Here is a 12,404-nt window from a genome sequence, read left to right as displayed (position 1 = left end):
TCTGCTAATTTATCCCCATATTTATATCAGTACTAAATCGGATTTTTCTAATGGCAAATCTTGCGTAAAAATACTTACGAGCATCGTAAACTAACCAGTATTCTTTTCCGCTTTTTCACTTCGTAAATAATATAAATAAAATTTTTAACAGATCTGTCTTCCCCACCAATTACCATCCTCAATATACTTTGCCACTTTACCATTCCGAATCAGTAATCCATCGGTTTGATATCCGGTGTAAGCACCGAACGAGTTCTTTGCGTTTAGTGTAACGCACACTAAATAACCATACGTAACGCCATCGATTCTATTTCCGAGCCAGGTTTTTTGTGGATTACTTACTCTCTGGTATTGGGCGGAAGCTGGATCTTTAAGCGTCATCATGTAGTAGTTTTTTACTACTGATTCGTGAGAAGACGGGTAAACACCATAATCAGCATTCGCTACTTCTTGCTGCGTTGGTACCCCAGCGCAGCCAGATAGAAAACTGACGAGACACAAGCTTAAAAGCTTTTCTTTCATAAATAATTCCTTTTATTTTTTAATATAAAATATTGTTATTGCTGAGGTTTCATAGCAACACTTGTTTCTTCTGATTAAGCAATTTTTAGTGTTCCTATGGGAGCGACTGACGCCTGCTATACAGAGCTGCCGCGCGATATATGTGAACCACTATACGCAATTAGGCTCCTTGCAAGCTTTAAAGTGTGATATATATATTAAAAATCTAGTCATTACAAATACTATCTCTACAACTTTTTCTCTATTATTTACTAAGATTTCACTTTGATTCTTCCGGCTCAAATTTGCCTGTATGCCAGTTATATGGTCCGGCTACTTTTCTGCCAACTGGCCAACGCTCTTCACAATGCTCACACCGTACCCAATTTGCGCTTGTATACGTAACATCGTCATCGCCGCAGTAAGGGCACTGTTTATCATCCAACACCATCGTTATAATCTCCCATTATCATTTTCGCTTTGTAACACAAACAATGGACATCGTGCATTATGCAGGAGAAAGCTTACTACAGGCTGAACGAGCTTCAGCATCATCACGGTATCACCGCAGATGAAATTCGTTTTCTAGTCGAGCAAAAACGTCTGCGCCTTTCCTTTCTGCTTCAAGGCATAAGTTTGATAGTGGGTACGCGAGGTAAACAGGGCTTTATCGCTCAGGGTTCGGCAACTGTTGATGCTATTGCCTCGGTGGATATCTCTGAATCACTTGCACTTTTAAGTCGGGGAAAAGTAACAACCAAGACGGTATATCTCAGACAAGCATCTTTTCAAGGCTACTCTTCAGCCTACCCATTTAAAACCAAAGCACCAAACTCAGAAATAATTGAATGGCATGCGACTGAACTGTCAACTATCAAGCAGGGTGTTGTTGTTGCTAAAAACTTTCCTCGCGAGCAACAGTCCAGTGCAGCAGCAATGGCTGATACCTTTAAAATGTTTAGTGGGGATGCTACTCCACCAGATTACCTGAAGGAAAAAATAAAAAAGAACGGCGACACAGACCTCTATTGCGAAGAGTTTAAGTTTTCCCTTTCTGACACATGCCTGTTTGTCGATGATTTAAAACGTCATGGCCTATTAGGCTCCGATAACGCTTCTAAACCGCATTCTTCTAAGCTTCAGCCGCAAGATGTAAGCGCTAATAAGCGGCCTAATAGGCTCACTGATAAACCTAATAGGTTAGTAGAGAAAAATATTCCTCAGTTTCACTACCCTGCTTCCAGATCTGCTCGTCTCGCGGAAAGGCTAATAGGTTATGCGCTAGATGCAAAGTTCGACGCTCTATGGTCACTCATCAGAAAGGTCATGAACGATGACGAGCTTCTTGACCTAATAGACCCTGAAAGGGAAGTGTTAGATATTACGCCAGACACGCTGTTTTGGAATGTGCCAGAAGATGCTCCTGATAAAGAGAAAAGGGTGGCTAGGGTTTCTTTTAAAAACACCGTTAGCAAGGTAAAGCAAAAACTGTCATAACCTTTGTCATCACATGCGTCATGGTGGTTGTGATCCCGCTTAGATTCGCTCCTGAAATACAATCTTGTAGTCAGGAAGCGAACAATGACAAAAACTATCACTCCCCGCCTTTTATCTGAAAAAGAGGCATCTCAATATATCTGTATGAGCCGTTCTTTTCTGCGTCAGGCGCGGATGGACGGCAACCGTGAAAACCGCACACCGGCACCACCGTTTATCAAAATTGGTCGGGCTGTACGTTACCTCCGTGAAGACCTGGATGCTTGGCTGGAAAGCTTTGTTCGTCGCACTTCCCTGTATCAGGATGAGAGGGTGGCGTAATGAAAAAACTTACGCTTTCTCAGTCGGCCCTGCTTACTTACTTTGCTAATGGCGGCGTTGTGGAAATGTGCACAACGGTTTGCAGTCAATTAGGGGCGACTAATTTTTCTGCTGAACGCCCTGAGCAGTTTTCTAAAACGGTGCTTTATTCCCTGGTCAAAGCCGGTTTACTAAAAACAGTGGATGAAAAGCTGGTTTACGGGCTTCGCTGGAGCCGGTTAATGATTACCGAACGCGGTTTGAAATTTCATGAAGCAATGGAGGCTCAGCGTGCGTCGATTTAAAGAATCGGAACTGTCTAAAACCCTGGATTTAATGGGCGGCTTTATGGGCGATTTTTATCGCTCACTGCATGTTGATGACCGAATTTTTGTTAAAGGGCTTATTTCTCATTTTCCGGCCGAGGTACAGCGCATACTGGCAGACAGATACCAGGCATTTGATAAGCCGTTTAATGCTAATTCCTATATACGGGACATGACCGGCAAACTGAATGCTTTGTTACCGGCAAAGCTAATTCCTTATTTCAATGCTGGGGAGAACGAGCTTCGCGAACTTGCCAAAGAAAATGCCCGCCGCTGTAAACGCTTTGAACTAAATCATATCAGGCAACAACACAAGCTACCTGAAAAGTCGGAAAATCCCGTTAACGGGATCCAGTTTCCGTTAACGGCTTCAGCGCGGTTCGTTAACGGGTTTGGTATTGCTGCGCCCGAAGAATCAAATTCCGTTACGTTAACGGGCGTACTTCGTCGTATGCAGGATGAATACTGGTGGTTACGTCAGTTACGTAAGGTTATTAGCCGTAAACGGGAAACAGTGCTTATTCACCTGGGCCAGGTAAACAGCCGTAAAGGTAAATACTGTAGTGACTACACGGTTCAGTTTCGCCTGATTCAAAAAGAGCTACAGCGTGAAATGCTGGAAAATCTGATTATCGTTAACGAGCTGAACGAGTCTTTTTCGTTAGCAGAATTATCAGATAAAAACGTCTCGAATCCCGTTAACAGAAAAAACGAGCTGATGACACGTATGTCTGGCTTTGAAAAGCTTTCAAAGGAAGCCGGACACAAAGCGATATTTGTTACCATTACCTGCCCTTCCCGCTTTCATAATACCTACGCTAAGTCAGGCGATCCAAACCCGAAATGGGATGGTTCAACACCCCGCGATGCCCAGGACTATCTAAATAATATTTGGCGGCGTATTCGGGCAGAGTTAGACCGTCGTAGTATTCAGCAATATGGTTTTCGCATTGCTGAGCCTCAGCACGACGGCACGCCACACTGGCACATGCTTTTGTTTATCAACCCTATCCACTCTGACACCTTTAAGTCAGTAATTAAAGATTATGCCCTTCAGGAAGACGGCGACGAAGCCGGTGCACAGGAAAACCGTTGTGATTTTAAAGATATTGATTATAGCCGTGGTAGTGCTACTGGCTACATTGCGAAATACGTCAGTAAGAATGTTAATGGCGAACAACTTGATAGTGATATTGATGGCGGTGACGCTATACACGCAGCTCAACGGGTGGAAGCCTGGGCAAGCTGCTGGGGCATTCGCCAGTTCCAACAAATCGGTAACGGCTCAGTCACCGTATGGCGGGAACTTCGACGGCTAAAGCAACTTGTTGGTTTATCTGAAACCTTCGACGCAATTTATGAAGCTGCTGATAGTGGCGACTGGGCAAAATTTGTGGAGTTGATGGGCGGCGTGTTCTGCAAGCGAAACGACCAGCCTATCAGGCCGCTGTATCAGGAAAAGGTGAACGAGGAAACCGGCGAAGTGAAGCAAAGCTACTTTGACGGTGTAGTTACCCTGGCATTAAAAGGCGTGCAGTATGCAGATAAAGAAGTTATCACCCGCGTTTACGAATGGCGCATTGAACATCAATCGAAGAGAGCCGCATAGCGGCTCTTCTGCTTTTACTTGGAGTTCTGTAAATAAGTGTACTGTAGTATTTTATCTTGATAACTTATTAATAAATGTTGTCCGCTTTATACCCCAAAAATCTAGAAAAACGAATATTTGACTCTTAACGTTCAGGTTTAGATCTGAAAAGCCAATAACCTGCTCTTGATATGCTGCTAGCTCAAGCTCTTTTGCAACATCTACTAGGGAGCGGTAACTTTCAGGCTTAGAGAAATATTCGGCTAAAATATTCGTTCCAAGTTTATCCAAGTCTTTTTCAACTTTTGATCTAATTTTGGCAACAGATAACGAATCACTATCTGAATATTGTTCAACCAACGACAGTGCGTTTTCGATAATCTTTTTTGTTCCACCTTTGCCTGAGGAGCCATACATAAACCCGTTCATTAACTCTTCAGTTCTCGGCTTGTGATCCAAAAATGCTACATCTTTCAGCAAGTAATCAATACAAATGGATATATATGAGCATATTAGATAAAAACTTCTTGTCGCTAAGTCAAGCCTAGATGTTGTCTCTAAGATTTTTTTTGCAAAAAATTGGGCTTCTTCGATTAAAGCATTGCAAGTGTTGTAACTGATTCCTGAGGAAAAGAAGCTTTTCGCATAATTTAATCTAGATTTCCAATCTCCATCTAGCTTTGCTAATTCAGCATCAGTGAATAGGTCAAAAAATTGCTCTTCACTGATTCTTCCATTTGGGCGCCCTTGCGTATTTTTTAGCTTATTGAGAAAATTTCCGTCTAAAACCTGAACTCCTAGCTTTTGACCAAAGTCTTTTACCAACTGCCTTTTGTCTGTCGTCGCAATAATGGCGCTATCTGCGTTGACAGCTTTTCTCAACCCATACACCCATAAAAGCCGCTCCATAGCTTTTGGTACTTTTTTATTCTTAATATCTACAACAGAAATATTTCTATGAAGAGAAGAGCTCCTAGCGTAAATCCACAAATCTATATCTGTTGTATCTGATTGTCCGAAATTGAATGGAACGCCTCGAATAACATAGTAACCCGATTTATTAAAATAGTGCCTAAGATGCTCTTCCATTTCGAATCCTTTTTTACCATTAGATTCGCTATTCACTAAAAGCCTCCTTTTCTTAAACTCGAGAGGATGCCCGTAGTAGCCAGTGCATTTTCCGAAACTTGCTTCTTACGGACAATAGCTCTATTTAATTCTGGGCCTTTGTATCGGCTAACAGCTGCCGTAGGCAGAGAACTTAGACTGTGCTCGCTAGCATCGCCGTTTTGTATGACTTGAAGTGCTAGAATCCCAACTTCTTTCTTCAATAGCTTCATCATGGGCCCAGTTCGCCCTTTCTTTTTTCCAATTCCTACTTTGACGACACCTTTTAGCTCTAAAACCTTATAATCTTGTTCGATTGCGGGTACTGGCCCCACTGCTTCGCCTCTAATCATTGCATTAAGAAGTGCTTCAACTATTCTGATTTGTCCCCTTTCACGCTGACTCTTTGTCATACCGTATGTAATTGAGCTAACAAATGCTTTGGCTAGATCAAATGCATCGTCGACCTGTGCGTTACTGTATTTTGAGAAGGCAGCAGGCAAAGTGATAAAGCCAACTTCTTCTGTGGAATTACACACAGCGTTTATATCGTATAGTCCAACTGCACACACTTTCGAAAACAATGACTCCCCTAGAACTTTTTTAGCCATTGTTAACTCTACGCAAGCATGACTGCTGAGAAGTACATTTAAATCACTTAGAGCTCGTCGTTCTGCTTCATTAAGTGAATCAAGTACCCGTTTCGTTTTCGTAGCGTTTTCTCGTCGGAACAAGTTTCCATTAAAGTAAAGTCTGCTTGTACCCAGTTTATCAGCATCTATGAATCCAATTTCTTCAGAATTTGCGAGTAAGCTTTCGCTTTGAGAGCTACTGAGCTTGAATGTATCGCTAACTTCCTCTTTTACTATTGAGTCAAGAATTGGCTCTTCTGAAGCTCTTTCGGAAATATAAAGGGAAGCGTTTTCATCCGCTGTTGGGTTCATTGAATCAAATATTGTAGCCGTGTGACCTAAAACGGACGAGGATGTCAGTCCCAGCACGGCGATACCATTCCCTGAGGTATCAACCAAACTGTGCTGTTTTAGTGTACTTATTAGGTTGGGGAGCTCAAGCCTAGGGTTAATACCTGAGGCTTTAGCGAGTGCAGCTAAACGATCATTATCAATCTGATTTTCATTGTCTGCTGAAATAGCTGACAGCAAAACACCGGCTTTACCTGAAACAAGAATATTATCGTAGTCAGTCAAGTCCAATACGCTACGCAACTTATTGTGGTGATGAATCAACCACGATCCTTTAGTTTTATCGTCCATAACAATTCTTCCTGATGATTAAGTTCCTCATGAAATACTACAATGGTTTTTCAGGGAATTCTAACAACTAGAACAATTGACAAATTTATGTGCTACACATTTGCTACATATTTTGAAAAGAGAATTTTTTGGGGAGAGGAATCGGGCTACAGCCCTTTAAAAATGGCGCACCCGATAGGATTCGAACCTATGACCTTTGCCTCCGGAGGGCAACGCTCTATCCAGCTGAGCTACGGGTGCGTACTTTAAAAACTTTGTTCTGACCCGTCCGTGGTGGGTCATTCCAGCCGCAACGTCCTGTTGCGGCGTTGCGTTCCTTTCGGCGTGACGTTAAGTCACCCCTCATCGCCTTCGGCGACCGGTACTCACCCAGCTGAGCTATACAACTGCAAAGGGTGCGTACTTTGAAATCGTGTTGCCACAGCAAGATAATACGTGGCAAGGAGCGCTATCATACTGACCGGCGGGCGGCGGTTCAACCGTTTTGTTTAATAAAAACAATGCGAGTGCGCAAAGTATGAGCAGCGATTAAAGTTTGGTTAATTTTTCGTTAATTGTTGTGGAGTTGTGCGAAGCAGTATATCTTTTGATTTATATCGCTTTTAACAATGCCGGAGGCAGATGTGAGAGTAAAAACGTGCCTGGGAGTGGCCGCGCTGGCGCTGGTTGCTGTGGTGCATGCCCAGGAAATGAGTGAAGCAGAGGCTATTGCTGAACGCATTAAGCCGGTTGGCTCATTGCATATGGCCGGTGAAGACGGTCAGCAGGCAGCAGCTTCCGGTGGCGGGGGTGCCCGTTCGGGTGAAACCGTGTATAACAATGCCTGTGTGGCATGCCATGGTGCCGGCGTGTTGAATGCCCCTAAATTGCAGGTAGCTGCTGACTGGCAACCTCGCATTGATGAAAGGGGCATGGATATGCTGCTGCAAAATGCCATTAACGGTTACAACGCTATGCCGCCGAAAGGCACGTGTGGTGATTGCAGCGATGATGAAATTCAGGCCGCCATCGATTACATGGTAAAAGGTATTTAGTCGCTATATAGGCTAAACATGCAGCGAATGTGTCGGATTTATACGTAAGTATGAATCCTCTGTTCTATTTTTGCACAAAATATAGCGTTTCATCCTGAAATCATGTACTTTTAGCCTATTCTACTTACAAGTCTTTCAGGGCTGGCCATTTTACATGTCGACGGATTCGATGCAGAACGAGCTTTCAGCGGATGAACTACGAGAGCTTATTCCGCAATTACAGCAGCTAACTGAAAAATACAAACGTGCTGAACGCGTGCAAAAAGCATTGTTTGATATTTCAGAGTTATCGAGTTCAGTCAGCAACCTCAACCGTCTGTACAGCGCTATTCACGAGATTATCGGCGACTTCATGAATGCCGATAACTTCTTTGTTGCTTTTTACGAGCGCGATGTAAACCTGATTAATTTTGCCTACTTTGTGGATGAGTTTGACGAACAAACCATTCAACAGGTACCCGCGGAAAAACTGATGGATGGGATTACCGGCTATATTTTAAAAACCGGCAATCATGTGTTTCTGGATAGCCAAAACACGGCGCAGTTTGAGCAGGATACCGGCGTTAAAATGGTTGGCGCAGCCCCGCATCAGTTTCTGGGTGTACCGCTTAAACGCGGCACGCAGGTTATTGGTGCCATGGTGGTACAAACCTACGATCAGGATGTAACATATTCCAGCGAAGACCTGGAAGTACTGCTGTTTGTGTCCCAGCATATTGTGACCACGGTTGACCGGGTAAAAAGCCGGGAGTTGACCGAACGGACCATTCGGGAGCGCACCCGTCAGCTGCGTAAAATCAATGATGATCTGCAGGAAGAGATTCTGGAGCGCCAGAAGGTAGAGCAGCTTCAACATGCCCTGTTTGAAATTTCAGAGCTGGCCGCCAAGCAGGATGGCGATATGGATGTGTTTTATGCCAACCTGCATGAAATTCTGGCCCGTCTTATCAGTGCTCCCAACTGCTTTATTGCCATGATCGATGAAGAGCAGAAAATGCTTCACTTCCCCTATTTCAGTGATGCAGAGAGCGACACGGTCGAAGCCCGGCCGCTGGGCCTGGGGCTAACCGAATTTGTGCTGCGCACCGGTCAGGCTGAACTGATCAACCCGCCCCGGGTACTGGAGCTGGCAGAAGCCGGTGAGATTGATGTTACCGCCGCCCAGCGTATGTTATCCAGTTCGAACTCCTGGCTGGGATCGCCGCTTGTGGTGGATGGGGAAATATCCGGGGTCATAGCTATTCAAACCTACGGCCAGCTGGCCAAATACACCGCCCGGGATCTAGAACTGCTACGGTTTGTGTCTCACCATATTGCCGTGGCCATGGAGCGTAAACACAGCGCCGAAGCTATTCAGCGTTACAACCATCAGCTTGAAGAGCGGGTAAAAGAGCGCACCGAAGAAATTAAAGAAGTAAACCAGAGCCTGCGTGAACAGATTGAAGAGCGTAAGGAGATGGAACTTAAGCTGATTCACGATGCCCATCACGACTCACTGACTGACCTGCCAAACCGAGCCATGTTCACCAGCCGGCTAGAACTGGCGCTGGCCAGTAAGCAGCGTTATACCGACAACATGTTCGCGGTACTGTTTATTGACCTGGACCGCTTCAAGGTCATTAACGATACTCTGGGACATCATGCTGGCGATGAGTTTTTGATTGAAGTATCACGGCGCATTACAGAGTGTATTCGCGGCCATGATCTGCTGGCCCGGCTAGGCGGTGATGAATTTGTGGTGCTGCTGGATAACTTCGCTGATACCACAGATGTGGAAGAAGTGGCCTCGCGAATTATCGACTCTGTCTCTGAACCCTTTGTGCTGGAAGGTAAGGAAATGTATTCCGGCGCCAGTGTGGGTATTGCCAACATTGAGCCGTACTATCGCACTGCTGATGAAGTACTTCGGGATGCCGACGCGGCCATGTATCAGGCAAAAACACTGGGCCGGGGCCGGCTGGTGATGTTTGATAAAAGTATGCGCGAACGTTTGCTGGAAGAGTTGGAACTGGAAAACGAATTTCGCCGTGCCCTGCGTGATGAGGAATTTGATTGTTACCTGCAACCGGTTGTTGGCTTGCAAGACGAGCAGGCGCTGTATCATGAGATGTATGTACGCTGGTCTCACCCGCATTTTGGTAAAGTGGCCCGGGAACAGTTCCGTCAGGTAGCTGAACAAAGCGGACTGACGCTGGATCTGGATTTATTTCAGCTGGATAAAGCCTGCCTGTTGCTCAATAACTGGGAAGGGGCGGATAAACCCGCACGTATCGCGGTAAATGTGTCGATAAACCATCTTCTGCAACCCTCTCTGGTGAACAAAATTATTCAGCGAGTAGAGTCTCATGGCACCACACCGTCGAGCCTGGTGTTTGAACTGGATGAGAATGATCTGAACCGACGTTCTCAGTTTATTTTACCGGCCATCAAAAAACTGAAACGGGCCGGTATTACGCTGGTTCTGGACAACTTTGGTAGTGGGCTGGCATCACTGAGCTACCTGTTCGCCTACCCTTTTGACTTTATTAAAATTGATCACCGGTTTGTTAAGTCCCTGCCCCGCTCGCAGCGCAACCTGAAACTGATTCAGTCGGTTATGCTGATCTCTGAGCACCTGAAATTTCAGGTCATTGCCGAAGGGGTGGACACGAGCGCCCAGCTGGCCGCGCTCAGAGAAATCAACTGCAACTATGTGCAGGGTAAGATGCTCACCCAGCCCAAACCCCTAAATCTGAGCCGGCTGGCCGGTTAATTGTCACCGCCACCCAACATGGCACGCAGGTTAGCAATACTCTTATTGCCCTTCTCCTGACGCTCTTCCTTACTGGCTTTGGGCTTCTGGTTTTCCCACTGCACATCGTCGGGCGGCAATTCATCCAGAAAACGGCTGGGCTCTGGGTTAATCACTTCACCAAACTGGCGGCGTTCTTTGGCCAGCGAGAAAATCAGCTCGCGCTGGGCACGGGTAATCCCCACGTAGGCCAGTCGGCGCTCTTCTTCTACATTGTCTTCATCAATACTGCTTTGATGCGGCAGCAAACCTTCTTCCATGCCTACCAGAAACACAATCGGAAACTCCAGACCTTTTGAGGCATGCAAAGTCATCAGCTGAACCTGGTCAGCTTCGTTGTCATCCTCGCCGCGCTCCATCATGTCACGCAGTATCAGCCGGTTGACCACTTCCGGCAAGGTCATGGGCGGGTCCAGATCATTGCCCTCAAGCATGCTGGTTACCCAGCCAAACAGGGTACTGACATTCGACATGGCCATTTCCGCGGCTTTAGGCGTGGTGCTCTGCTCGTACAACCACTCCTCATACCCCATGGATTTGATCATCTGGCGCAGAACATCTTTGGTTTCTCCCCGCTGAGCGTTATCTGACAGCTCCACCATCCAGCGACCAAACCCGGCTACCCGCTGATAGGCCTGTCCACTGAGTACGTGAGCCAGACCATCATGCAGGGCTGCTGCAAAAATCGACACGCCCAGTTCATTGGCAAAGTTACCCAGCTTTTCCAGCGTGGCCCGGCCGATTCCCCGGTGTGGCGTATTGATGACCCGCAGCAGGGCATTGTCGTCATCCTGATTCACCAGCAGACGCAGGTACGCCATAATGTCTTTCACCTCTGCCCGGCCAAAAAACGACATACCGCCACTGATTTTATAAGGGATACGGTTACTCATCAGCAGCTTTTCAAACAACCGGCTTTGGTGATTACCCCGATACAAAATGGCGTAATCCTTAAACTGCGTCCGGTTCATAAATTTATGCGCAATCAGCTCGGCCACCACCCGCTCGGCCTCGTGTTCTTCGTTTTTGGCGCTGATCACTTTAAGCGGCATGCCATAGTCGAGCTCGGAGAACAGGGTTTTGTCGAACAAATGCGGGTTATTCTGAATAAGAATATTGGCGCAGTGCAGGATGCGACCGGATGAACGGTAGTTTTGCTGAAGTTTAATCACATTTAAGCGCGGAAAATCTTCCTTTAGCAGATTCAGGTTTTGCGGCTTGGCACCCCGCCAGGAATAAATCGACTGGTCGTCGTCGCCTACCACCGTAAACCGGGCTCGCTCGCCTACCAGCAGCTTGACCAGCTCGTACTGACTGGTATTGGTATCCTGATATTCATCCACCAGCAGATACCGAATTTTGTTCTGCATTTTGGTGCGCACTTTCTCATTGCTTTTAAGCAGCAATGTAGGCAACAAAATAAGATCATCAAAGTCCAGTGCATTGTAGGCTTTAAGGTGGTTCTGATACTGCCGGTAAGCCTCAGCAAACTCTTTTTCGCCCGTGCTGGTTGCCTGTCGTAACAAATCGTCGGGCAGCAACAGGTCATTTTTCCAGTTAGAGATACAGCTTTGCAGTAACGACAACTGGTCTTTATCGCCGTCGATGGTGTCTTCGGTCAGGTCTTTTAGCAGCGCAACAGAGTCTTTGTCATCAAACAGACTGAAGCCGGGTTTCAGCCCCAGCTCTTTAACATGCGACTTGATAATATTCAGACCCAGCGTGTGAAACGTAGAGACTTTCAGCCCCCGCGCCTCCGGCTTACCTAACGTCTGAGCAACCCGCTCTTTCATCTCGCGGGCGGCTTTGTTAGTAAAGGTTACCGCGGCAATGTACCGGGCCGGCATATCGCAGTTACGCACCAGATAGGCAATTTTGTTGGTGATCACACGGGTTTTGCCACTGCCGGCGCCGGCCAGAACCAGACAAGGGCCTGAAACGTATGTTACTGCAGACTGTTGGGCATCGTTTAATCGCATAAGAATA

The 12,404-nt window shown here is 46.1% G+C and carries 10 protein-coding genes and 1 tRNA gene; 6 read left to right on the top strand and 5 right to left on the bottom strand.

Annotated features, from left to right (window positions below; genetic code table 11):
- Positions 1-144: 144 nt before the first annotated feature.
- Positions 145-522, bottom strand: coding sequence for a hypothetical protein (locus EZV72_RS00430; RefSeq protein WP_137165392.1), 378 nt, complete (start codon positions 520-522; stop codon positions 145-147).
- A 489-nt stretch (positions 523-1,011) separates the two neighbouring features.
- Between EZV72_RS00430 and EZV72_RS00425 the strand changes: the two genes are divergently transcribed.
- The 4 genes from EZV72_RS00425 to EZV72_RS00410 all read left to right on the top strand — a co-directional run bounded on the left by EZV72_RS00425 (position 1,012) and on the right by EZV72_RS00410 (position 4,233).
- A complete protein-coding gene (locus EZV72_RS00425) occupies positions 1,012-1,998 on the top strand; it encodes a hypothetical protein (RefSeq protein WP_232364470.1) in 987 nt (328 codons plus the stop codon).
- Between the two features lie 84 nt (positions 1,999-2,082).
- A complete protein-coding gene (locus tag EZV72_RS00420) occupies positions 2,083-2,319 on the top strand; it encodes a helix-turn-helix transcriptional regulator (RefSeq protein WP_137165391.1) in 237 nt (78 codons plus the stop codon).
- Positions 2,319-2,603 carry a hypothetical protein gene (locus EZV72_RS00415; protein ID WP_137165390.1) on the top strand — a complete coding sequence of 95 codons (285 nt, stop codon included), beginning with the start codon at positions 2,319-2,321 and terminating at the stop codon, positions 2,601-2,603. The genes EZV72_RS00420 and EZV72_RS00415 overlap by 1 nt, the downstream gene beginning before the upstream one ends.
- Positions 2,590-4,233 (top strand): replication endonuclease, encoded by a 1,644-nt coding sequence (locus EZV72_RS00410; protein ID WP_137165389.1) that lies wholly within the window; start codon positions 2,590-2,592, stop codon positions 4,231-4,233. Before EZV72_RS00415 ends, EZV72_RS00410 begins: the two co-directional genes overlap by 14 nt.
- Positions 4,234-4,284: 51 nt before the next feature.
- Here EZV72_RS00410 and EZV72_RS00405 read toward each other — a convergent pair whose 3' ends face one another.
- The 3 genes from EZV72_RS00405 to EZV72_RS00395 form a co-directional block, all read right to left on the bottom strand.
- Positions 4,285-5,337: a hypothetical protein gene (locus EZV72_RS00405; RefSeq protein ID WP_137165388.1), complete on the bottom strand. Its 1,053-nt coding sequence runs from the start codon at positions 5,335-5,337 to the stop codon at positions 4,285-4,287.
- Positions 5,337-6,593, bottom strand: a complete 1,257-nt coding sequence (locus EZV72_RS00400; protein ID WP_137165387.1) for a hypothetical protein — start codon at positions 6,591-6,593, stop codon at positions 5,337-5,339. Before EZV72_RS00400 ends, EZV72_RS00405 begins: the two co-directional genes overlap by 1 nt.
- 163 nt (positions 6,594-6,756) lie before the next feature.
- Positions 6,757-6,833: transfer RNA gene (locus EZV72_RS00395), tRNA-Arg, on the bottom strand.
- Between the two features lie 383 nt (positions 6,834-7,216).
- Here EZV72_RS00395 and EZV72_RS00390 point away from each other — a divergent pair.
- Both EZV72_RS00390 and EZV72_RS00385 read left to right on the top strand, forming a co-directional pair.
- A complete protein-coding gene (locus EZV72_RS00390; protein ID WP_137165386.1) occupies positions 7,217-7,627 on the top strand; it encodes a c-type cytochrome in 411 nt (136 codons plus the stop codon).
- A 154-nt stretch (positions 7,628-7,781) separates the two neighbouring features.
- Complete coding sequence (locus EZV72_RS00385) at positions 7,782-10,379, top strand: sensor domain-containing diguanylate cyclase (RefSeq protein WP_137165385.1); 2,598 nt, start codon at positions 7,782-7,784, stop codon at positions 10,377-10,379.
- On the opposite strand, the gene rep is transcribed toward EZV72_RS00385, so the two are convergent.
- Positions 10,376-12,397 carry a DNA helicase Rep gene (gene rep, locus EZV72_RS00380; protein ID WP_137165384.1) on the bottom strand — a complete coding sequence of 674 codons (2,022 nt, stop codon included), beginning with the start codon at positions 12,395-12,397 and terminating at the stop codon, positions 10,376-10,378. The genes EZV72_RS00385 and rep overlap by 4 nt on opposite strands.
- Positions 12,398-12,404 lie beyond the last annotated feature (7 nt).

Source organism: Salinimonas lutimaris (genome assembly GCF_005222225.1).
GTDB classification, from domain to species: Bacteria; Pseudomonadota; Gammaproteobacteria; order Enterobacterales; family Alteromonadaceae; genus Alteromonas; species Alteromonas lutimaris.
The sequence above is the reverse complement of the archived record's forward strand: the minus strand, read 5'-3'. Positions and strand labels throughout refer to the sequence as shown.